General features: G+C 69.8%; 23 protein-coding genes. 14 read left to right on the forward strand and 9 right to left on the reverse strand.

Annotation, left to right across the window (positions count from 1 at the left end; translation table 11 throughout):
• Positions 1–27: 27 nt before the first annotated feature.
• Together ACWGQ1_RS13680 and ACWGQ1_RS13685 are read right to left on the reverse strand one after the other, a co-directional pair.
• On the reverse strand, positions 28–717 hold the full coding sequence (locus ACWGQ1_RS13680; protein ID WP_136029370.1) for a hypothetical protein: 690 nt from the start codon (positions 715–717) through the stop codon (positions 28–30).
• On the reverse strand, positions 717–2,243 hold the full coding sequence (locus tag ACWGQ1_RS13685; protein ID WP_136029372.1) for a sugar transferase: 1,527 nt from the start codon (positions 2,241–2,243) through the stop codon (positions 717–719). The genes ACWGQ1_RS13680 and ACWGQ1_RS13685 overlap by 1 nt, the downstream gene beginning before the upstream one ends.
• Before the next feature lie 363 nt (positions 2,244–2,606).
• Between ACWGQ1_RS13685 and ACWGQ1_RS13690 the strand changes: the two genes are divergently transcribed.
• Positions 2,607–3,755 (forward strand): low temperature requirement protein A, encoded by a 1,149-nt coding sequence (locus ACWGQ1_RS13690; protein ID WP_452313137.1) that lies wholly within the window; start codon positions 2,607–2,609, stop codon positions 3,753–3,755.
• A gap of 12 nt (positions 3,756–3,767) precedes the next feature.
• Here ACWGQ1_RS13690 and ACWGQ1_RS13695 read toward each other — a convergent pair whose 3' ends face one another.
• A complete protein-coding gene (locus tag ACWGQ1_RS13695; RefSeq protein ID WP_136037115.1) occupies positions 3,768–4,382 on the reverse strand; it encodes a TetR/AcrR family transcriptional regulator in 615 nt (204 codons plus the stop codon).
• 477 nt (positions 4,383–4,859) lie between these two features.
• Between ACWGQ1_RS13695 and ACWGQ1_RS13700 the strand changes: the two genes are divergently transcribed.
• Complete coding sequence (locus ACWGQ1_RS13700) at positions 4,860–5,138, forward strand: hypothetical protein (protein WP_136029378.1); 279 nt, start codon at positions 4,860–4,862, stop codon at positions 5,136–5,138.
• 63 nt (positions 5,139–5,201) lie between these two features.
• Here ACWGQ1_RS13700 and ACWGQ1_RS13705 read toward each other — a convergent pair whose 3' ends face one another.
• From ACWGQ1_RS13705 to ACWGQ1_RS13715, 3 genes are all read right to left on the reverse strand, one after another.
• Positions 5,202–6,605 (reverse strand): DivIVA domain-containing protein, encoded by a 1,404-nt coding sequence (locus tag ACWGQ1_RS13705; protein ID WP_136037116.1) that lies wholly within the window; start codon positions 6,603–6,605, stop codon positions 5,202–5,204.
• Positions 6,606–6,815: 210 nt separating this feature from the next.
• Complete coding sequence (locus ACWGQ1_RS13710) at positions 6,816–7,334, reverse strand: hypothetical protein (RefSeq protein WP_452313138.1); 519 nt, start codon at positions 7,332–7,334, stop codon at positions 6,816–6,818.
• A 32-nt stretch (positions 7,335–7,366) separates the two neighbouring features.
• Positions 7,367–7,672, reverse strand: a complete 306-nt coding sequence (locus ACWGQ1_RS13715) for a DUF7882 family protein (protein WP_136029383.1) — start codon at positions 7,670–7,672, stop codon at positions 7,367–7,369.
• A gap of 169 nt (positions 7,673–7,841) precedes the next feature.
• Between ACWGQ1_RS13715 and ACWGQ1_RS13720 the strand changes: the two genes are divergently transcribed.
• The 4 genes from ACWGQ1_RS13720 (at position 7,842) to ACWGQ1_RS13735 (ending at position 10,915) form a co-directional block, all read left to right on the forward strand.
• Positions 7,842–8,102: a hypothetical protein gene (locus ACWGQ1_RS13720; protein WP_136029385.1), complete on the forward strand. Its 261-nt coding sequence runs from the start codon at positions 7,842–7,844 to the stop codon at positions 8,100–8,102.
• Positions 8,103–8,240: 138 nt separating this feature from the next.
• Entirely contained in the window at positions 8,241–9,566 is a 1,326-nt protein-coding gene (locus tag ACWGQ1_RS13725) for a VCBS repeat domain-containing M23 family metallopeptidase (RefSeq protein WP_136029387.1), read from the forward strand.
• A 26-nt stretch (positions 9,567–9,592) separates the two neighbouring features.
• Positions 9,593–10,438 carry a transposase gene (locus ACWGQ1_RS13730; protein ID WP_247982748.1) on the forward strand — a complete coding sequence of 282 codons (846 nt, stop codon included), beginning with the start codon at positions 9,593–9,595 and terminating at the stop codon, positions 10,436–10,438.
• Between the two features lie 60 nt (positions 10,439–10,498).
• Positions 10,499–10,915: a hypothetical protein gene (locus ACWGQ1_RS13735; RefSeq protein ID WP_136045379.1), complete on the forward strand. Its 417-nt coding sequence runs from the start codon at positions 10,499–10,501 to the stop codon at positions 10,913–10,915.
• Between the two features lie 94 nt (positions 10,916–11,009).
• Here ACWGQ1_RS13735 and ACWGQ1_RS13740 read toward each other — a convergent pair whose 3' ends face one another.
• Both ACWGQ1_RS13740 and ACWGQ1_RS13745 read right to left on the reverse strand, forming a co-directional pair.
• Positions 11,010–11,765: an SDR family oxidoreductase gene (locus ACWGQ1_RS13740; RefSeq protein WP_247982749.1), complete on the reverse strand. Its 756-nt coding sequence runs from the start codon at positions 11,763–11,765 to the stop codon at positions 11,010–11,012.
• A 91-nt stretch (positions 11,766–11,856) separates the two neighbouring features.
• Complete coding sequence (locus ACWGQ1_RS13745) at positions 11,857–12,645, reverse strand: NAD-dependent epimerase/dehydratase family protein (RefSeq protein WP_452313139.1); 789 nt, start codon at positions 12,643–12,645, stop codon at positions 11,857–11,859.
• Between the two features lie 207 nt (positions 12,646–12,852).
• On the opposite strand from ACWGQ1_RS13745, the gene ACWGQ1_RS13750 reads away from it, so the two are divergent.
• From ACWGQ1_RS13750 to ACWGQ1_RS13780, 7 genes are all read left to right on the forward strand, one after another.
• Entirely contained in the window at positions 12,853–13,803 is a 951-nt protein-coding gene (locus ACWGQ1_RS13750) for an alpha/beta hydrolase fold domain-containing protein (RefSeq protein ID WP_452313140.1), read from the forward strand.
• A gap of 40 nt (positions 13,804–13,843) precedes the next feature.
• Positions 13,844–14,587, forward strand: coding sequence for an alpha/beta fold hydrolase (locus ACWGQ1_RS13755; RefSeq protein WP_247982752.1), 744 nt, complete (start codon positions 13,844–13,846; stop codon positions 14,585–14,587).
• A 69-nt stretch (positions 14,588–14,656) separates the two neighbouring features.
• The gene (locus tag ACWGQ1_RS13760) at positions 14,657–15,595 is read left to right on the forward strand and encodes an alpha/beta fold hydrolase (RefSeq protein WP_452313141.1); all 939 of its coding nucleotides are present in this window, start codon (positions 14,657–14,659) and stop codon (positions 15,593–15,595) included.
• A gap of 236 nt (positions 15,596–15,831) precedes the next feature.
• Positions 15,832–16,395 carry a hypothetical protein gene (locus ACWGQ1_RS13765; protein WP_452313142.1) on the forward strand — a complete coding sequence of 188 codons (564 nt, stop codon included), beginning with the start codon at positions 15,832–15,834 and terminating at the stop codon, positions 16,393–16,395.
• 123 nt (positions 16,396–16,518) lie between these two features.
• A complete protein-coding gene (locus tag ACWGQ1_RS13770) occupies positions 16,519–17,289 on the forward strand; it encodes an NAD-dependent epimerase/dehydratase family protein (RefSeq protein WP_452313143.1) in 771 nt (256 codons plus the stop codon).
• Positions 17,279–18,214 carry an RNA polymerase sigma-70 factor gene (locus tag ACWGQ1_RS13775; RefSeq protein WP_247982756.1) on the forward strand — a complete coding sequence of 312 codons (936 nt, stop codon included), beginning with the start codon at positions 17,279–17,281 and terminating at the stop codon, positions 18,212–18,214. Before ACWGQ1_RS13770 ends, ACWGQ1_RS13775 begins: the two co-directional genes overlap by 11 nt.
• Positions 18,211–18,606, forward strand: a complete 396-nt coding sequence (locus ACWGQ1_RS13780) for a sigma-70 family RNA polymerase sigma factor family protein (RefSeq protein WP_247982757.1) — start codon at positions 18,211–18,213, stop codon at positions 18,604–18,606. Before ACWGQ1_RS13775 ends, ACWGQ1_RS13780 begins: the two co-directional genes overlap by 4 nt.
• 72 nt (positions 18,607–18,678) lie before the next feature.
• On the opposite strand, the gene ACWGQ1_RS13785 is transcribed toward ACWGQ1_RS13780, so the two are convergent.
• A complete protein-coding gene (locus ACWGQ1_RS13785; RefSeq protein ID WP_452313144.1) occupies positions 18,679–19,137 on the reverse strand; it encodes an anthrone oxygenase family protein in 459 nt (152 codons plus the stop codon).
• A 62-nt stretch (positions 19,138–19,199) separates the two neighbouring features.
• Between ACWGQ1_RS13785 and ACWGQ1_RS13790 the strand changes: the two genes are divergently transcribed.
• Positions 19,200–20,246: an alpha/beta fold hydrolase gene (locus tag ACWGQ1_RS13790; RefSeq protein WP_452313145.1), complete on the forward strand. Its 1,047-nt coding sequence runs from the start codon at positions 19,200–19,202 to the stop codon at positions 20,244–20,246.
• Positions 20,247–20,261: the final 15 nt, after the last annotated feature.

A 20,261-nucleotide genomic window follows, 5' to 3' on the forward strand; every position in this document is an offset into this window, starting at 1 on the left:
GCGATCCCCCGGGGGGTGTGGGGGAGGTCAGGCTGCGGGGCAGTCCTGAACGTCGGGGATCTCGTGCGACGAGATCTTCCAGGTGTCGTCCTCGAAGACGGCTCCGTAGATGTGGGCCACGGGGTGGCCGGGGTTGTACAGCGAGTCCTTGAGCGAGTTGCCCGCCGCGTCCTTCACGTCGATGTCGGACACGTCGACGCACACCTTGAGGGTGATGGTCGCGGGGGAGGACGCCAGGTCCACCGCCGTCGGGGTGACGCTCGTGACGACCGCCTTGCCCGTCTGCGTGTAGCCCAGGTCCATCTGCTCCCGTGCGTGGGACTGCACCTCGCCGAGCACCCAGCCGGTCGCGACCGCGTCGACGCCGACCGCCGAGCCGTCGCCGCGCTGGCTGACCTCGTCGAGGGCGGCGACCACGGCGTCGGCGGCCGCGGTCGCCCGCTTGACCTCGGCGTCCTGGTCATCGCTCATCGGGCCGTCGACCACCTTCGGGACGGACTTCAGCGGATCTTCGGATGCCGCCTTGTCCTCGTCGCCGTCGTCGACGGGCTTGTGGGTGGACGAGGCCGACGGCGCTCCGCCGTTGTTCGTCACGAGGGCGACGCCAACCCCTGCGGCGCCCAGCGCGAGCAGTGCCACGGCACCGATCGCGATCCATCGTCTGCGGTGCGTCGCGGGCGCCTTCTCGCCCTCGATCACCTGTCCTTCGTCATCCATCAGTAAGCCCCCTTCGGCTGGATCATCACCTTCGCGGTCCGCCACATGATTTGCAGATCATTCATGACCGACCAGTTCTCGACGTACCGCAGGTCGAGGCGCACGCTCTCGTCCCACGACAGGTCGCTGCGCCCGGACACCTGCCACAGGCCCGTGATGCCGGGCTTGATGTACAGGCGGCGGAACACGGTGCCGTCGTACGCCGTGACCTCGCTGGGAAGCGGCGGACGAGGCCCGACGACACTCATGTCGCCGGTGAGGACGTTCCAGAACTGCGGCAGCTCGTCGAGCGACAGCTTGCGCAGCACCTTTCCCACGCGGGTGACGCGGGGGTCGTCCTTCATCTTGAACAGAAGACCGGCGCCGTCGTTCTGCGCCTTGAGGGCGGCGAGCTGCTGCTCGGCGTCGGTCTTCATCGAGCGGAACTTCACCATCTTGAAGCGGCGGCCGTCGCGGCCGACGCGCTCCTGGAAGAAGAACGCGGGTCCGGGCGAGTCGAGCTTGATGAGCGCCATCAGCACCGGGGTGAGGAGGGCGATCGGGATCAGCGCGACCGTCGCGACGAAGATGTCGAGCGCGCGCTTGAGCACGTGCACCCCGCCCTCGTACGTCGGGATCTTCACCTGGATCAGCGGCAGGCCGTCGACCTGACGCAGCGAGATGCGAGGACCGGCGACGTCGGTCAGTCGGCTCGAGAGCACGAGCTCGGCGGCGGTGCCCTCGAGCTGCCAGCTGAGCTGCTTGACGAAGTCGGGGTCCCCATCGGGACGGCTCGCCACGATGATCGTGTCCGCCCCGAGCTGGGCCGCCGCGGCGGCGACGCTGTCGAGATCGCCGACGACCGGGTAGATGCTCTCCCCGATCGCGAACGCGCCGGCCTTGCGATCCACCAGCGTCGTCCCCACGACGTGGTAGCCGTTCTCTGCGCCCTTCTGCAGAGACGTGATCACATACTCGACGTCTTCGGTCGCGCCGACCACCAGGGTGCGCGACGCGTACTGGCCCCGGATCCGGCGGCGCTGCAGCCACCGTCTCCAGGCCCAGCGCGCGCCGAGCAACCCGAACGTCCCGACAGGGAGCGCGACGAGGAACAGCGGCTGCAGTCCCTCCCACGCCAGCAGGACGCCCGCGATAGCGGTGATGCCGAATGCCAGGCCGCTGGCGTGTGCCACGCGGCGGTATTCCGTGGCCCCGGAACCGAAGATGGCGGCGTCGCGGGTGTTGAGCGCCGACAGCATCAGATACCAGGCGAGGCCGAGCAGAGCAGCGTTGCGCCCCGCCTCGATCGCCACGACGCCGGAGGTCAGCTGGACCGCGACCGTCAGAGCGACGGCGATCAGGATGACAGCCGCATCCGTGATCCGCAGCCGCATCCGATAGTGACGTTCCCACTGCCGACGCCGTTCCAGCGTCGCCGAAGCGCGCGGCGTGGTCGCCGGGCGCGTGGACGACGTGGTGGCCCGCGGAGCGGTGGCCGGAACGAATCCCGTGCGAGAGATGCTCAGAGCATCCTCGACGGACGTCATGCCGAGGCCCCTTGAGCCGTGAATGTACGCAGAATTCCCCAGTGCGACATTGATTTCCCCAGTTTGATATCCCCAGACCGTGAACCCCACGTTCACGGCAGTCGTCTGCGTCCCGACCCCTCGGGTCCTGCTGGAACTCCGTGATCCCACATCTCGGAGTCGAAGGCGCCGTCCCAACCGGCGGCTTCGTGCAGCAGGCGCTGCAGACCTGGAACACTGTAGCGGAACCGGCTATGAAACGGAAGACAAATCCGGGGAATGGATGAAACCCCGTCGGCGGTGGCGCACGGCCGGGTGCGAGCCGGGCGCTATCCTGACGCGGTGACGGCGCCCCCACCCTCTCCTCGTTCTCGCCTGCGCACCATGCTGCCCCGTGACCCGGCGCAGCCGCATCGCACCGCGAGTACCCTCGAGCTGTTCTTCGACCTGGTGTTCGTCGTGGCCGTGAGCATCGCCTCGTCGCAGCTGCACCACGCCCTCTCCCACGGGGACTTCGTCCACGGCATCACGTCGTACGCGATGGTGTTCTTCGCGATCTGGTGGGCGTGGATGAACTTCACGTGGTTCGCCACCTCGTTCGACACGGACGACTGGCTCTACCGCGTGACGACGTTCGTGCAGATGGGCGGGGTGCTCATCCTCGCGGCCGGTGTGCCGCGGGCCTTCGACGAGGGTGACTTCACCGTGCCGGTCATCGGGTACGTCGTGATGCGCGTGGCCATGGTCGCGCAGTGGCTCAGGGCCTCACGGTCGGCCGGTGCGCTGCGCTCCGCCACCCGCCGGTACGCGGCGGGCATCGCCGGGGTGCAGGTGCTCTGGGTGCTGTTCCTCCTGATCCCGACGGGGCCCGCCCAGCTCGTGGCGTTCGTGGTGTTCGCCCTCATCGAGATCTCCGTTCCGGTGTTCGCCGAATACCGCCGGCAGACCCCGTGGCACCGGCACCACATCACAGAGCGCTACGGGCTGTTCACTCTCATCGTGCTGGGGGAGAGCCTGCTCGCCTCGGCGAACGCGATCATCGACGCGCTCGACGAGGTCGAGGCGCTCGGGCCGCTGATCGCGATCTCGGTGCTCACGCTGGTGGTCACCGCCTCGCTCTGGTGGATCTACTTCTGGCCGCCGCATCACCGCGCGATCACCTCGTTCCGCCGGTCGCTGCGGTACGGCTACACGCACTACTTCGTGTTCGCGGCGGCCGCCGCCTTCTCGGCAGGCATCGAGGTGGAGTTGGACGTGCTCACCGGTGAGAGCCACCTGTCGGGCATGGCCGCTTCGTTCACCGTGACCGTCCCCATCGCGGTGTTCCTCCTCGGCGTCTGGTGGATCGCGATCAAGGAGAACGCCGACCGTGTGGTCAACACGGTGGTGCCGACCGGAGCGGCACTCGTGCTGTTGGATCCGGTGCTGCCGGTCCCGGTGACGCTCACCGCACTGATCCTGGCAGCCGTCGTGGTCGTGCTCGTGCTCCGACCGCCGGCCACGCGCGAGGCCGAGGCGCCGGTGGGGACGTAGGCGCCGCGCCGCTCAGACGCAGGCGGCGAACAGGGCGAGGCACTCCTGACGCAGACGCGAGATCGCCTCCGCGTCGCCGCGCAGATGGCGGATGAGGGCGTTCTGGAGCATGCCGTCGGTCAGGGCGTACGCCAGGGTGGCGTCGAAGCGACACGGTTTCCCGGCGAGTTCCGCGTAGCGCGCGAGCACCTCGCCGATCGCCTCCTGCAGCATCTGCTCGATCTGCTCGATCGTGTCGCCGAAGCCGGACTCGAACAGTGCCTGATTGCGCAGGTCGTACCAGAGGCGGTGCAGCGACGCGTCGTCCTTCAGGCTCCTGGCCATCTCGTCGGCCACGCGCCCGGCGAGCTCGTCGGGGGTGGTCGCCGTCTCGATGATGGCGGCGTAGCGCTCGGCCGGCTGGCCGCGCGAGATGCGGACGGCCTCCGCGATGAGGTCGTTCTTGTCGGTGAAGTAGTAGTGCAGCGAGCCGTGGGAGAGCTCGGAGTGCTGGGCGATCTCGCGCAGCCCCGTGCGGGCGAACCCGCGTTCGGCGATCGCCTCCAGCGCGGCCTCCGCCAGGCTCCGTCGACGGAGGGCGAACTTGTCGGTCCCGGCGCGCTCGGCCCTCTTGATCGCTGTGTTCATCGTCTCGTCTCGACTCCGTCCCTGCGTTCGGTATCGGTCATGCTAGTGGGCACCGTCACGGATTTGAACAGTCGTCAAGTAAAAACTGGACACTCATCCAAGAAAAACTTGACACTTGACCAATCCCGTGATGCACTGGATGGATCGCGATCGTGAGCGTCCCCAGCGCCCGATCGTCGACCACGCCGCGCGCGCGATTCCCCGTCGCCCCGGCAACCGCTGCCTGACGAACTCTCGCTCGGCAGCGTGCGCGGCGGAGCGATGTCCCCACCTCCTCCGTCGCGCCCCCGAACCCGTCGTCACGGCATCTCTGCTAGACTGACGATGCAACGTGTGCGTTTCGCCCCTCTCGGCCGCCGCGTCGCCACTGATCAGGGCCCATCCACGGTTCGCGCACATCGACGCGCGCGACGCCGCCTTCGATCTCCTCACTTGCGGACCGCCCTGCGTGCCCGCCACATAGCAATGAGCATCACCATGAGCACCACCACCGTCCCTCCGTCCGACCCCCTCACCTGGAAGCAGGCCGACATCGACGTGCACGTCGCCACCCGCGGCGGCGAGTTCGCCGGCTTCGTCGAGTTCGACGGCGCCGCACACGTGCTGCGCGACGAGCGCGGTACCGACCTCGGTACCTACGCCTCGCTCGACGACGCCTGCGACGCACTCGACGCTGCGACCCGGCCCGCACCGCGCTCCGGGCTCCGGTCCGTGCCGCGCTCCGGACGCCGCCGCGTACGCCGGGCCAGGGCCTGACCACACCGATGACACGACGAAGGCGCGAGCAGAGAGCTGCTCGCGCCTTCGTCGTGTCCGGCTCTACCGCTTGCTGTCGTCGGTCTCCACCACGTCGATCGTGATCTTCTCGAGCGGGCTGTCGTCGTCGAGCTCGTCGTCCAGCACCTCGTCGCCCAGGAACGTCTCCACGACCGTCTCGGTCGCCTCCGAACCCGACTCGTCCTCGTCGTCGATCGTGGCCTCGGCGACCGCGATCGACGAGGGCAGCGCATCGTCGCTGAAGATGCCGTCGGGGCGGATGAGCTCGCGCACCTCGGCCATGAAGCTCGACAGCTGCTGCTGCTGCCAGCGCAGCTGCCGCGTGCGGTCCTCGGCGTCGTGCAGCACCGCGGTCGTGTGACCGGTGACCGCATCGACGATCTTCTGCGACTTCACCCTGGCGCGGTCGAGGATCTCCCTGGCGCGCACCTGCGCGTCCGCCTCGATCGCCTGCGCCTGCGACCGCATGAGCCGCTCGTAGTCGTCTGCCTTCGCGGAGATCCGCTGCGCGTGCTCCAGGGAAGCGGTGACCTGCTCGTTGGCATCGGTCGTGATGCGCTCCGCGTGCGCGACGGCCTGGTTGTGCAGCACCAGGAACTCCTGCTGCGCGTCGTCCTGGCGACGGGTCAGCGTCTCCTCGAACTCGAGCACGCGGGCGTTCATCTCGCGCACCTCGCGCTCCGCATCCGCCCGCAGCTGCGTGGTCTCCCTCGTGACGAGCGAACGCAGCGCCGCCGCGCCCTTCTCGGCCTCCGTGCGGATCGCGGTGGCCTCCTGCGACGCCTGGTTCACCTTCTCGGCGGCGTGCGACGCCTCCCGCTCGATGCGCGCCTCGTGGGCCGTGTACTCGGTCTCCATCTTCAGGCGCACCTGGTCGGCGTCCCGCTGGGCCTGCGAAGTGATGCGATCGGCGTCGGCCTCGGCCTCGGCGCGCTGCGCGGCGACCTCTTCGCGCGCCGCCGCCATGAGCCGGTCGGCCTGCACGGCGGCGTTCTGGATCAGCACGTTCGCCTGCTCCTCCGCGACGCGCAGGATCGCCTCGAACTGCTGACGAGACGGCGCCTCCTCGCCATCGGGCTGCGGGGTGTCGACGAGCTCGGAGGTCAGCGTGGCGACCTGCTGCTCGGCGTCGGCGGCCTTGGCGTTCGCGGCGGCGAGCTCGCTCTCCAGCGCCTCGCGCGCCTCACGCTCCTCCGCGCGGATGGCCTCGACCGACTCGGTCTCCCTGGTCTGCGTCTCGGCGAGCTGGTCGGACAGCTGCTGCACCTGCGCCCGCAGGGAGGCGAGCGCCGCGTCGACCTCGCCCTTGTCGTAGCCGCGGAAGCCGATCGTGAACGCGGCGTTCGACGCCGACGACGACTGCTGGTCGCGCGGTGCCGTCTCGATCAGCTGGTCGAAGAAGTCCGGCGACCGCTCGTCGCGGGAGCCGTCCGGGGAGTCGCTCATGGTTGGGCCTTTCTGGCGTGTCCGGACGCGGAGCGGGGGCTCCGACCGCCGAACGGGATCGCACGCACGGACGAGGAGGCCGCCCGGCGCACGTCGCGACCGTGTCCTCAGCGGACGCTGTGCCGGGCGCGACGCGGTCCTAGCCTAGTTGCGCCGGCTGTGGATCGTGAGCCCCTCTTCACACCGGGGAGGGCGGTGCCGACGGACGGTTCATCCGGAGCGCGACCAGCGGGCATTGCGATCGTCGAGCAGCGCGCCACGGACGTACGAGACCGGCGGCCCGTCGGACACCGTGATGCCCCGCGCCCCCGCCGCCGCCGCGACGCGGGAGCGCAGCTCGGTCCACAGCGCCGTGGTCTGCGGGAACCCCATGTACTCGCGGAAGGTCTCGACGCGCAGCACCGCGCCCATCGGGTCGGCGGTCACGCGCACGACGGTGTCGTCGGGGTCGACGAAGCGGATGCCGATGGCGCCGTCTTCCAGCGGGAGGAAGTCCTTGCCCGCAGCCGCTGCCATCGTCAGGAGCTCCCGTGCCTCCGGGGCGGGCGCGTGGATCCGCAGCGTGCGACCGAACTCGGCGAGGGCCTTGTCGAGCTGGTCTCGCGCGAAGCGGTCGCCCGCGCGGCGTCCTGCGGCCGCGGTGCTGCGGTTCAGCCACGGGCGCAGGAAGGCGGCCCCGACGATGATCGCCAGGATGAGCAGTCCGAAGAGAAGGAGAGTGAGAACCACGACTGATCCGTGTGGGCGGAACGGCGGTCCGTTCAGCGGGGCGCGGTGAGCGCGTCCAGCACGAGCTCACCGGAGGAGTTGAGCGCCTGCATGATCTCCTGCACGCGGTGCGGGTCGATGCGGGGCGGCTCCGCCGCGTCGAAGCCGAACTGGAGCGGGATGGCCGGGTGGATCCAGATCGTCGCGCGCTTGTCCACCCCGGCTGCGACGGGCAGCCAGGTCATCATGAAGCTCTCCTGTCGACGGAGCTTCGTGGAGATCACGATTTTCAGGTGCGCCAGGGTCTCATCCTCGATGAGAATCGGGTCGGAATGACCGTCGTAGCGGAGTCTGCCCATAGTGCTGACCGTACACCGCTCCGAGGCCCTCTGCCTCTCATCCCTGATCGGCGCAACCCCCTTCGGTGCGAGGAACCGGAGGCCTATTGTCGCCGGACAGGCGGGCCTCGGAAACGCGCAGACGGGACAGGTGACGGCAGTGACACATGAGGCGAAGAGGACGGCGCGCGTGCGGATCGTCGTGAACGATGTCGGCTTCGTGCTCGCACCCGGTGAGTCGGCGGACGGGATGAAGCAGGAGATCGATGCCGCGGTCCGGGCGGGAGGCGGGTTCGTCGCCTTCACCGTGGCGGACGGGTCGCGGGTGAACGTGCTCGTCTCCCCGATGAGTCACGTCGTGATCTCGGTCGAACCGCACGACGCCGAACCCGATGAGCCTCCGGTCGCGATCTTCCCCCGAGGCGACTTCTTCGACCACGAGCTGCTCTGACGCGGACAGCGCCGGAACCCGCCCCGACCGATCCGTCGCCCGCGGGGTGGCGTTGACGGGTATCGCGCTCCGCGCTTGGTACGGTGACCGCGGTGGACATGATGTCCCTGGGGCCGCTGAGCAAGAGAGAACGTCACGATGAAGCGCACGTCCCGCTTGCGCCTTGGCCGCATCGGGATCGTCGCCGTGCTCGCGGTGATGCTCGGCACCCTGGCTCCCGCGTTCACCACGGGCGACCCGGCCGCGGCCGCCGCGCCCGACGGCTACATGGTCTACCCGGCGTCTGGCAACATCCAGTCCAAGGTCGGTGACGGCTGTCTGGGCAACTACCGCGCCCACGACGGCATCGACATCTCACGCAACGGCGGCACCCCGATCCTGGCGGCCTACGACGGCGTCGTCCGCACGCGCACGTCGAACGGCGGATACGGCAACTACACCGACATCGAGCACGCGGGCGGCTACGTCACCCGCTACGCCCACATGGCCAGCACCGCGTGGTACCCGCCGGGCACCCGCGTGCTGCGGGGCCAGCAGATCGGCGTGGTCGGCAACACCGGCAACTCCGCCGCCTACCACCTGCACTTCGAGGTCTGGCTGAACGGCCGCGTCTACTCGCAGATCAACAACGGTTTCACGTGCCTGTCGAACGTCACGCGCGGTGCCACCATCCCGCTGTTCTTCCCCGGTCTCGGCACCGGCTCGGGCACCGTCGCCTCCGCGGACTACACGGGCGACGGCAACGCGGACGTGCTCGTGGTCGCCGGCAACGGCGACCTGCGTCTGCGCACCGGCAACGGCCAGGGGTCGTTCGCCGCGGCGACCACGGCCCTCGGACTCTGGGGCGGCAGCCGTCGCCACGTCACCCACGCCGACTTCAACGGCGATACGAAGGCCGACCTGATCGCGGCGAGATCCGACGGCACGCTCGAGTTCTACGCCGGGAACGGTGCGGGAGGATTCGCGGCCGGGACCGCGATCGGGAACGGCTGGTACGGCCTGCTGCACATCGTCTCCGGCGCCGACTTCACCGGCGACGGCAGACAGGACGTGATCGGCGTCGCCCCCAACGGGGCGATGTCGCTGTACGAAGGCAACGGCTCCGGCGGCTTCACCGGGCGCGTGACCACACTCGGCGTCGGGTGGGAGGGCTTCCACTTCATCGTGGGCGGCGACTTCGACAACGACGGGAAGGGCGACCTGATCGCCGCGTCGGACACCGGGACGCTCTACTTCTACCGTGGTGCGAACTACGGCTTCCAGACGGCGCGGGTCGTCGGCGAAGGGTGGATCGAGTTCACGGCGCTCACGGGCGGGGTCGACTACAACGGCGACCGCCGGGCGGACCTCCTCGGACGCACCCCTGCGGGCGAGGTCTACCTGTACAGCGGTCTCGGCGACGGGACCTTCGGGACCAAGACGCTCGTGGGCTCCGACTGGGGCGGACACCTCACGATCGAGTAGGGTCTGGCGCCGCGTATCGTGGGCGCATGGCGGCTTCCACGTTCGACGAGATCGTCGCGGACCTGTACGCGGCGTCGCCGGGCGACTTCGTGGCGGCGCGCACCGCTCGTGCGAAGGACACCGCGGATGCCGCCACCGCCGCGGCCGTGCGAGAGCTGCGCAAGCCCTCGGTCGCGGCGTGGGTCGTGAACGTGTTCGCTCGGGAGAGGGCGGAGCAGCTGGGGGAGGCGCTGAGCCTGGCCGCCGAGCTGCGGGAGGCGCAGGCGGACCTCGACGCCGCAGCGCTGGCGAAGCTCGGACGTGAGCGGCGCGCCCTCACGCGACGGCTGGCGCAGGCGGCGGGACAGCTCGCGCAGTCGCGCGGGGAACGCGTGACGACGGCGACGCTGGACGCGGTCGAGCAGACGATCTCCGCCGCCTTCTTCGACCCCGACGCGGCGGCGGCGGTGGCGTCGGGACGACTCCTGCGCGCCCTGGAGCCGAACGCGTCGGGCGACGACGTCCGCGAGGCCGTGGCGGGGGAGGTGCCGACACTCGCGCCCGCCGCGCCGCGCCGCGCGGACGAGCTCTCCGCGCGGCGGGCTCGACGCGAGGCCGAACGGCGCGTGACCGCGGCGGAGAAGGAGCTCGCGGCGGCGGAGCGTGCAGTGGCGAAACAGGACGATGTGCTGCGGACGCTTCGCGCGCGCGCCGAGGAGCTCGACGACGACATCGCCGACCTCGAGGCGCAGCTCGCACAGCTGCGCAGGGAGGCCGAGCGCATCGCGGGAGAGCTGCCGGGGGCGACCGAGCGTCAGGAGGAGGCCGTGGCGTCGCGCGACGAGGCGGCGCGGGATCGCGAGGCGGCGCAGCGGGCACTCGATGCGCTCTGACCCCGGTCTGCGCGGCACGTGTGCGACGATGGCTGGCATACGGAGAGGCGAGGGGGCACCGTGAAGCGGAGCACGAGGGTCGGCGCTGTGGGCGTGGCCGCGGTGGTCATGGCCACCGTGTTGTCCGGATGCATGGGCGGGGCGGACTTCGCCGTGCTCGAGAAGGAGCCTCAGGCGGCTGACGCCCTGCCGGATGCCGCGGTCGACGACAACGACGGCGTCGTCGCGCCGGACACCGCCCGGTTCGTGGGGAAGGACGGCGACGTGTCGCTGTGGCTCGCACGACCCGCGTCCGGCAGCGGGATCTGCGTGGTCGCGTATCAGAGCGATGACGCGTACGCCACGGGCTGTGCCGACAACGGGACCTGGGTGCGCCTCAGCGGCGAGCTGGGCACGTACGAGGTCGCGCCGGACGGCTCGCCCACGCCCGAGGGGACCGAGCGGCTGTTCGACAACGTGTTCGTGCCGGCGGGGTGAGGGCGAGCGGATTCAGGCGCGGGAGCACCGACGCCGAACACCGAAACCGTGAAGGCACGCTCACCGCTTCGGCGAACGGCGCCGGCGCGCCGCGTCAGGAGCGCGGCGGGTTCAGCGGCAGCCACTCCTCGAGCGTCGTCTCGAAGATCTGCGCGCCGTCGAGCGGCACCAGCGTGCGCTCCTCGATCTGCGCCCCGTAGTACGGCGCGGTGTTATCGCGGACCACGTGGCGCGGGTCGTTGCGGAACGTGAGGCCGCGACGGATGAACTCGTCCATGCCGAACGCCTCGGGCCCGGCGATCTCGATGTCGCCCTGCGGCTCTCCCGCCGCGGTGCGCGCCACGGCGGTGGCGACGTCCTCGGCGGCGATCGGCTGCACGAGGCCGCCGGGAAGGCGGACCGTGTCGCCCTCGGTGGAGATGTCGGCGATGCTCCCGATGAACTCGAAGAACTGTGTGGCGTGCACGAGCGAGTACCCGATGCCGGACTCGCGGATCAGCTTCTCCTGAGCGACCTTGGCCGCGAAGTAGGGGATGCTCTGCGGACGGTTCGTGCCGACGATCGTGAGTGCGACGTGGTGCGGGACCCCGGCGGCCTTCTCCGCCCGGAGGAGCGTGGTGGTCGACGTGGTGAAGAACTCCATCACATCGTCGGGGGCGAAGGAGGGGGAGTTGGAGACGTCGACGACGGCGTCGGCGCCGGCGAGCACCTCCGCCACTCCCTCGCCGGTGAGCGTGTTCACCCCGGTGTTCGGCGAAGCCGCGATGGCCTCGTGCCCGTGGGCGTTCAGCTTCGAGACGACCTTCGAGCCGATCAGGCCCGTGCCTCCGATGACGACGATCTTTGCCATTTCTGTCTTCCTCTCGCGGCACCGGAAGAGGTGCCTTTCAGTGGTGACCGCGGTGCGGTCGGGTCTGTGACGGCGTGCAGTGCGGGAGCGGTCACTCCGCGCGCAGCAGCGCCTCGCTGATGTCGCCCTCGCGGGGGAGAGTGCGCCAGTCGTGGTATCGGGTCGGAGCGATCCGCGCCGTCGACTTGGGAAGCAGGTCGCGGCTGTGCAGGCGCGCCCCGAAATAGGTTCCGAGGGGATCGGCGACGACCTCGCGGTCGTCCTGGCGGGAGCGCAGATCCTGCACGGCGATCTGCTCGAGGCTGAACACCTCGGGCCCGCCGAACTCCACCATCCCGAAGAGCGGTTCACCGACAGCTGTCTCTGCCACCGCCGCCGCGACGTCATCGGCAGACATGGGCTGCACGAGGACGTCAGCGACGCGCACTCGACCGCCACGACTCGCCTGGTCGGTGATGTTCCGGATGAACTCGAAGAACTGCGTCGCGTGCACGAGGGAGTAAGGACGCTGCGACTCCACGATGAGCCGCTCCTGCTCCGCCTTCGCCGCGAAGTAGCCGCCCTCGGCTCGGGCGAGGCGGTCGGTTTGGACGACGGATAGCGCCACATGATGCCCGACGCCCGCCGCGCTGCCGTAGCTGAGCAGATTCATCGTGGAGGTGAAGAAGAAGTCCAGGGCGGCGGCCTCGTCGGTGTACGACGAGTTCGACACGTCGACGAGCACATCGGCACCGTCCAGCGCCTCCGCGAGCCCTTCACCCGTGTACGAGTTCACGCCCGTGGCACGTGCGCCGACCACAACGTCGTGGCCGGCCTGCCGAAGTGCCCGGGTGAGTCGGCTGCCGATAAGTCCCGTCCCGCCGATGACCGTGATTCTCATGGTGCTCCTTCACTCGTCGATGGCCGTCAGGGAAGCGGCCGGTACCTGTGTGACCGCGCAGCCGTGCCCGGTGTGACAGGACCCGTCGAGAAAAGTCGCGGGAGGAGAACTGTCACAATCGCCGCGCTCACCTGGTCGTTTGTTGCATGAGCCACAGGATCGGCCGCGATCGGAGACGGCTCACCCTCCCATCTGAAAGGAACCGTCATGACCGACCATGTTCTGGAGCCGGAAGCGCAAGCCTTCGCCGACGCCACCTCCACGCCCCCGTTCCTCGCCGACCTCGGCGTCGACGGAGCCAGGAAGCTGCTCGACGACGTACAGGCTGCCCCGATCGCGAAGCCGGACGTCGACGAGGAATGGGTGACCGTTCCCGCCGAGATCGGTGACGTCCGCGTACGGATCGTGAAGCCGGTCGGTTCCGCCGGGCAGCTCCCGGTCGTCCTCTACGTGCACGGTGGGGGATGGGTGCTCGGTGACGCAGGCACGCATGACCGCCTCGTCCGCGACCTCGCAACCGGCACGGACGCGGCGATCGTCTTCGTCGAGTACGACCGCTCTCCGGAAGCGCACCACCCCGTCGCGATCGAGCAGGTGTATGCGAGTGCGCGCTGGATCGCGAGCAACGGCGCAGCGCATGGTCTCGATGCCTCTCGCATCGCCATCGCCGGAGACTCCGTCGGAGGCAACATGGCGGCCGTCGTCGCCATCCTCGCGAAGCGTCGCGGCGACGTCACCTTCCTCCAGCAGTCGCTGTACTACCCGGTGACCGACGCCGGCCAGGACACCGACAGCTATCGCGAGTTCGCCGAGGGATATCACCTCCGCGCCGACGCGATGGCCTGGTTCTGGGACAGCTACGTGCCGGCGGTCGACGCCCGCGACGACGTCACCGTGTCTCCGTTGCGGGCATCGATTGAGGAGCTGCGGGGACTGCCGGAGGCGTTCCTTGTCGTGGACGAGAACGACGTGCTGCGCGACGAGGGCGAGGCGTACGGCCGCAGGCTCATCGAGGCGGGCGTGCGCACGACCCTCGTGCGTTACGACGGCACCATCCACGACTTCATGATGCTCAACCCGCTGCGCAGCTCCGCCGCCAGCACCGCCGCGATCGAGCAGGCCGTCCGCGTCCTGCGCACGGCTTTCGCCGCCGCATGACCCACCCCACCCCTCCCACCCCCAACAGAGAGAACAGATCATGACCATCGAGAAGCCCACCATCGTCCTCGTCCACGGCGCCTTCGCGGAATCCGCCTCCTGGAACGGCGTCATCGCCCAGTTGCAGAGCCATGACGTGAACGTCGTCGCCGTCGCCAACCCGCTGCGCAGCCTCGCGGGCGATGCGGCTTACGTGCGCGACGTGATCGCGTCGATCGCCGGCCCCATCGTGCTGGTCGGACACTCCTACGGCGGTCTGGTGATCACGGAGGCCGCGGCGGGGAACGACGCCGTCGTCGGGCTCGTCTACGTGTCGGCGTTCGCCCCCGAGACGGGTGAGAGCGCCTTCGGGCTGTCGAACAGCGCACCCGGCAGCACCCTCGGCGACGCCCTGTCCGTGTACCTGCTCACGGCGGGCGGCAACGAGCTCGCCATCCGCCCTGAAGCCTTCCACCAGCAGTTCGCGGCCGACGTGGCGCCGGAGACGGCAGCGCTCATGGCGGCCACGCAGCGCCCGGTCGCGGAGGCGGCACTCACGGACACCCTGCCGACCACGCGCCCGGCGTGGAAGGACATCCCCTCGTGGCACGTCTTCGGAGACCAGGACCGCAACATCCCGGTCGCGATCTTCCGTGCGGGAGCGGAGCGGGCAGCGTCTCGCGGGACGCGCGAGATCACCGGGGCCTCGCACGCGGCACTGGTGTCGCACCCGGAGGTCATCGCCGAGACGATCGCCGCCGCCGGGAAGGCGTACGTCGCCGGCGCCGCGTCGAGCGCGGCCTGAGCAGATCGTGGCGTCCCGCACGGCGTGCGCCGGCGCGGGGCGCCACACCACCGACGAGAAGGATCACGCATGAGCTCCGACACCTCCCTCTTCCGCACGGTCGACCGTATCCACGCGGGCGACCTGTCCGTGGCCTACGTCGACCTCGGCGACCCGTCCGCCGACCCGGTCGTGCTGCTGCACGGCTACCCCTACGACGTGCACAGCTACGTCGAGGTCGCACCACTGCTCGTCGAAGCCGGCTATCGGGTCGTCGTGCCCTACCTCCGCGGACACGGACCCACCCGGTTCCTGGACGATCGACGCCCGCGCACCGGCCAGCAGGCGGCGCTCGGCTCGGACCTGCGGGCGTTCATCGACGCGCTCGACCTGGACGAGCCCGTGCTCGCCGGCTACGACTGGGGTGGACGCGCCGCGTGCGTGGTCGCCGCGCTGTGGCCGGAGCGCATCTCGGGGCTGGTCTCGGTGAACGGCTACCTCATCCAGAACATCGCCGGCGCGGAGTCGCCGATCCGTCCGGACCTGGAGGCCGGGTTCTGGTACTTCTGGTACTTCGCCACCGAACGCGGCCGACGGGGACTAGATGCGAACCGGCGGGACATCGCCCAGGTGATCTGGCGGCGCAATTCGCCGGAGTGGGCGTTCAGCGACGCCGAGCTCGACCGCGCCGCGCTCGCCTTCGACAACCCCGACTACGTCGATGTCGTGATCCACTCGTACCGCCACCGGCTGGGCCTGGCGCCAGGGGCGGAGGAGTACGAGGAGCTCGAGCGACGGCTGGCCCTGGCCCCGCCGATCAGCGTTCCCGCGATCACGCTCGACGGGACCGCAGACGGCAACTTCCCGGCGACCGACGGCACCCCGCAGGCGCACCTGTTCACCGGCACCCGCGAGCATCGGCGGATCCCGCACGCCGGGCACCACCTGCCGGCCGAGGCGCCACACGCGTTCGCCCAGGCGGTCGCTGACGTCGCCGAGCCGCCCGGTGACGGTGCCGGCACACCCTGAATCCCGGGACGCGTCAGCGCAGTGACTGCCGCCGCACGCCCGGTGTGCCGAGGTCTGTGTCACAGTTCGCCGGTGCGACCGGTCATCGATGTGAACGGAGGGCGTGGTCTGTCACGCCCCGAACGGAAAGGGAGCAGGATGACGAATCGGTTCGCGGTCACGAGGCACGACGTGGCCCCCGCACATCGGGCCGCGCCGTGACCGCGGTCGGCAGGCCGAATCCGGACGCAGCGGCGTTGAACAGCGCCGTGGGGACGGAGCTGTTCGTTCTGCAGTCCGTCGCCAGCTCGACGATCTCGGAGGCGGGGACGCGCAGCTCGATCTACCTGTCGACGCTGTCGAGCGGGCTGGTGGCGATCGGCTTCGCCGGCGGGTCGCCCGCGCTGCTCGCGGCCCTCATCGCGACGGTGTTCCCGACGATCTTCCTGCTGGGCTGGTTCACCGTCGTGCGGTTGGTCGACACCAGCGTCGAGAACATCACGGTGCGCCGGCGCATGGTGCGCATCCGTGAACATCTCATCGGTCTGCACCCCTCGGGGCCCGACCTGATCGTCCTCGACAACCCGCGCACCGGGGAGCTCGGGGTGCGCTACGAGCGGTCGTCGTTCCTGTTCACGATGGCGAGCATGATCGGCACGGTGAACTCGGTCCTCGGCGGGGCCCTCGTCGCGTTGCTGATGATCTTCATCGGGGTCCCGTCGCTTCTCGCACAGGCGTCGGGTGTCGTCGTCGGGTCGCTGCTGCTCATCGCGACGCTCACCTACGAGCGACGTCGGATCCGGGACGCCTACCCCGACTGATGCCGACGGTTCCCGCCGTCCGGACTTCTTTCGCGAAGCTGTCACAGATCGGCGGGGCGTGCTGTCAGACCTAGAGACGATTTGTGCAGGAGCCGACGTCGTCGAGAATGGAGCGAGCGAGATATGCGAATCGTCGTGTTGGGCGGGACCGGGCAGGTGGGCCGCAAGGTCGTCGAGAACCTGGAGCGACGAGCCCAGGCCGTGGTGGTCGCATCGCGGACGAGCGGGGTGGACGCGCGGACGGGTCGTGGCCTGGATGCCGCGCTGGAGCTCGCCGATGCCGTGATCGACGTGACCAATGCCCCGGACGTGTCGAGCCCCGACGCCCTGCGCTTCTTCGAGGAGACGACGCACCGGGTGATGGAGGCCGAAGCGAAGGCCGGGGTCAAGCACCACGTGCTGCTCTCGATCGTCGGCGCCGATCACACCGGTGAAGAGGGCTACTTCGCGGCCAAGGGAGCGCAGGAGGTCGCTGTCCGCTCGGGGTCGATTCGCTCCTCCATCCTGCGCTCGACGCAGTTCTACGACTTCGCACGCATGATCGCCGAGTGGAACACCGATCAGGACACCGTGCGTCTGCCCGCGAAGCCCGTGCAGCCGGTCGCCGCGTCCGACGTCGCGGAGAAGCTGGTCGAACTCGCGCTGGGCTCTCCGCTGGACGGTGCCCTGGACATGGGCGGGCCGGAGCGAATGCTGCTGCCGGCGTTCGTGAACCGCGTACTCCGCGTCGACAACGACCCGCGGTACGTCGTGGCCGACGACGACATCACCCCGGTGGGATTCACCATCTCCGGGGATCTGCTGCTCCCGCATCCGCCGTCCGTGGAGGCGCCGACGACCCTGGAGACCTGGGTCCGTGAAGAGGGCCGGCGCACGGTGTCCCATGAGCGCTGACGAGGTGGAGCTGGAGGAACGGGCGCCGACCGACGACAATCTGGGTGTGTGCACCGAACTGGACGACGCGCTGCAGACGTTCGACGCGCACCGACGGCGTCTGTTCGGCATCGCCTACCGGATGCTGAGCACTGTCGCCGACGCGGAGGACATCGTCCAGGAGACCTGGATCCGCTGGCAGAACACGGATCGTTCGAAGGTGCAGGAGCCGGTGGCCTTCCTCACCACCATCGCGACGAGGCTGTCGATCAACGTGTTGCAGTCGTCCCGTGTCCGTCGTGAGACCTACATCGGGCCGTGGCTTCCGGAACCCGTGAACACGGAGGACGACCCGGCCCTGGGCGCCGAGCGTGCCGAGGCGTTGCAGTTCGCGATCCTCCTCACCCTCGAGAAGCTCACGCCGACCGAGCGAGCCGCCTATATCCTCCGCGAGGCCTTCGACTACCCGTATCCGCGTATCGCGGAGGTGATCTCGTCAAGTCAGGCCAGCGCCAGGCAGCTGGTGAGCAGGGCACGCGCGCACCTGTCGTCGGCGCGCAACGCGACCGTGGATCCGGCCGCCCAGAAGCGCCTGCTGGAAGCGTTCCTCACGGCGGCGCAGAAGGGGGATGTCGGCCAGCTGGAGTCCCTCTTCGCCGCGGACGTCGTCAGCTACACGGACGGCAACGGAGTGAAGCTGGCCGCGCGCATCCCCATGATCGGACGCAGCAGAGTGGCGAAGTTCGTCTCCGCGTTCGCGCATCACTTCTGGACGGGCAAGGTCATCGATTGGGTCGAGGTCAACGGGCAGCCCGCGGCGACGCTGTCGGAGGACGGGCGCATCACCACGGTGGTGACCGCGACGACGTCGGAGGAGGGCATCCTGCAGCTCCTCTGGGTGATGAGCCCGCCGAAGCTGCGGCATGTGGCTGCGGTCGGCGCATGACCCGCAGGCACGGCCCGGCGTGGTCGCGCCGGTGGCGTCGTGGCGCCCCGGAGGAGACCGTGAGGGCGCTGTCGGACGCCCTGGAGGCACGTGACGAGCTCGCGATCCGCGACGTGATGCGCCGCGCGGTGACCCTCGTCGTCGACAGCGGCGGCCGCGGGCAGACGGCGTCCCTCCCGCTCGCCGGTCGGGCTGCCGCGGCGGCGGAGCTCGCGGCCGTGATGACCGCCGGAACCTCGGTCGCCGCCGCCTCGATCAACGGAACGCCCGGCATCACCCTCGCCCGCGACGGTCGGGTGGTGGGCGTGCTCACGGCCGAGGTCACGGCTGGTCGGCTGGCCACGGTGTGGCTGGTGTGCAATCCCGACAAGCTCCGACACTGGAATCGCTGACCGCGTCAGTCTGCTGTGCCGTCGGGGCCGTCTGCGATGAGCGGTCGTCATCGCGCGGAGCGGACGCGCAGCTCAGACGAGCAGAGCCCACACCGCGACCGCGATCGCGACGACGGACGCCACCGAGCGCACGCCGTTCAGCGCGTTCCATCGGCGTTCGAACGCGGCGCGTGTGGTCGCGGCAGAAGTCGTCGAGCCGTCCAACGCGTTGTTCAGCGGGACGTTGCCGGCCACGGTGACGACGACAGCGCCGAGGAAGAACACGACCCCGCCGGCGGCGAGCCGCCACCCGCGCGCAGAGTCCAGCGCGAGCAGGCCCGCCCACACCAGGAACACCGGGGGCAGGAAGATCGGCAGGAGGAACAGCGGATTCACCACCGCGCGGTTGATGGCGCGCATCGAGGTGACGAAGGTCGGGTCGTCCGTGCGCCCGAGGCCCGGCATGACCCCGGTCGAGAAGGACCAGAACGTGCCGCCTCCGAGCGCGAGAAGGACGAGGCCGACGGCGGCGAGTGCGTCTGTGAGCTCCACGTCGGGCACTCTACGACATCGTCGCGTCGCCGCGGATGCGCGGCCCTCCTAGGCTGACCGACATGAGCGAAGACCTCGGCCGCACCGTCATCGCGGATCTGTGCCGCCTTCCCAACCCCGAGGCGATCGACCGCACGGCGTTCGTCGAGCTCGGCGGCGTCGAGCAGTTCGTCTCGATCCGCGGCCGCAGCAGGGCGAACCCGGTGCTCGTCGTGTGCCACGGCGGTCCGGCGCTCCCGTCGTTGCCGTCGTCGTGGATCTGGCAGCGCGGGGTCGAGGAGTACTTCACCGTCGTCAACTACGACCAGCGCGCCAGTGGCAAGTCCGCGGCGACCGTGTCCGACGGGCTGGATCTCCGTGTCGAGAGGTATGTCGACGATCTCGTGGAGCTGATCGCGTGGGTGCAGGCCGAGCTCGGCGTCCGGAAGGTCGGGGTGCTCGGCCACAGCTGGGGGACGATCATCGGCCTCACTGTGGCCAGGCAGCGACCCGACCTGCTGTGGGCGTACATCGGCGTCGGCCAGGTCATCTGCGGTCCCGAGAACGAGGTCGACAGCTTCGGTCACGCGATGCGGAGTGCCGTCGCGGATGGGAATGAGCGGGCGGTCGCGGAGCTGCAGTCGCTCGGGGACTATCCCGGCGCGGAGCCGTTGACCGTCGAACGCATCGTGACCTGCCGGAGGTGGGCCCAGCACTACGGGGGTCTGTCCGCGTATCGGTCCGACTTCGCGTATTTCACGGAGTCGCAGGAGCTGTCTCCGTATTACACCGATGCCGACCTGGGGTTGATCGGCGCCGGGCAGCAGGTGACCATGACCGCGGTGCTCCCGGCCCTGCTCGGCTTCGACGCCCGCGATCAGACGGCGTTCGAGGTGCCGATGCTGCAGTTCCTCGGACGCCACGACTGGACGACGCCTACGGGCCCCGTCGTGCGCTGGCTCGAGCACGTGACGGCACCGTCGACGCACGTCGTCGGGTTCGAGAACTCGGCGCATCTGTGCATGCTCGAGGAGCCGGGCACGTTCCTCGTGAGTCTCGTCACCCACGCGCTGCCCCATGCGGTCGACGCGATGCCGGTGGGCGGGCAAAGCAAAACCCCCGCCATGTAGAAGCTAGGCGAGGGT

The sequence above is a fragment of the Microbacterium sp. NPDC055599 genome (assembly GCF_053618975.1).

Coding starts and splice junctions, on each gene's coding strand:
- ACWGQ1_RS13760 (WP_452313141.1), top strand. CDS start 14,657: ATGAGCTCCGACACCTCCCTCTTCCGCACGGTCGACCGTATCCACGCG.
- ACWGQ1_RS13685 (WP_136029372.1), bottom strand. CDS start 2,243: ATGACGTCCGTCGAGGATGCTCTGAGCATCTCTCGCACGGGATTCGTT.
- ACWGQ1_RS13725 (WP_136029387.1), top strand. CDS start 8,241: ATGAAGCGCACGTCCCGCTTGCGCCTTGGCCGCATCGGGATCGTCGCC.
- ACWGQ1_RS13680 (WP_136029370.1), bottom strand. CDS start 717: ATGGATGACGAAGGACAGGTGATCGAGGGCGAGAAGGCGCCCGCGACG.
- ACWGQ1_RS13780 (WP_247982757.1), top strand. CDS start 18,211: ATGACCCGCAGGCACGGCCCGGCGTGGTCGCGCCGGTGGCGTCGTGGC.
- ACWGQ1_RS13750 (WP_452313140.1), top strand. CDS start 12,853: ATGACCGACCATGTTCTGGAGCCGGAAGCGCAAGCCTTCGCCGACGCC.
- ACWGQ1_RS13790 (WP_452313145.1), top strand. CDS start 19,200: ATGAGCGAAGACCTCGGCCGCACCGTCATCGCGGATCTGTGCCGCCTT.
- ACWGQ1_RS13775 (WP_247982756.1), top strand. CDS start 17,279: ATGAGCGCTGACGAGGTGGAGCTGGAGGAACGGGCGCCGACCGACGAC.
- ACWGQ1_RS13740 (WP_247982749.1), bottom strand. CDS start 11,765: ATGGCAAAGATCGTCGTCATCGGAGGCACGGGCCTGATCGGCTCGAAG.
- ACWGQ1_RS13730 (WP_247982748.1), top strand. CDS start 9,593: ATGGCGGCTTCCACGTTCGACGAGATCGTCGCGGACCTGTACGCGGCG.
- ACWGQ1_RS13715 (WP_136029383.1), bottom strand. CDS start 7,672: ATGGGCAGACTCCGCTACGACGGTCATTCCGACCCGATTCTCATCGAG.
- ACWGQ1_RS13700 (WP_136029378.1), top strand. CDS start 4,860: ATGAGCACCACCACCGTCCCTCCGTCCGACCCCCTCACCTGGAAGCAG.
- ACWGQ1_RS13770 (WP_452313143.1), top strand. CDS start 16,519: ATGCGAATCGTCGTGTTGGGCGGGACCGGGCAGGTGGGCCGCAAGGTC.
- ACWGQ1_RS13745 (WP_452313139.1), bottom strand. CDS start 12,645: ATGAGAATCACGGTCATCGGCGGGACGGGACTTATCGGCAGCCGACTC.
- ACWGQ1_RS13705 (WP_136037116.1), bottom strand. CDS start 6,605: ATGAGCGACTCCCCGGACGGCTCCCGCGACGAGCGGTCGCCGGACTTC.
- ACWGQ1_RS13695 (WP_136037115.1), bottom strand. CDS start 4,382: ATGAACACAGCGATCAAGAGGGCCGAGCGCGCCGGGACCGACAAGTTC.
- ACWGQ1_RS13755 (WP_247982752.1), top strand. CDS start 13,844: ATGACCATCGAGAAGCCCACCATCGTCCTCGTCCACGGCGCCTTCGCG.
- ACWGQ1_RS13690 (WP_452313137.1), top strand. CDS start 2,607: ATGCTGCCCCGTGACCCGGCGCAGCCGCATCGCACCGCGAGTACCCTC.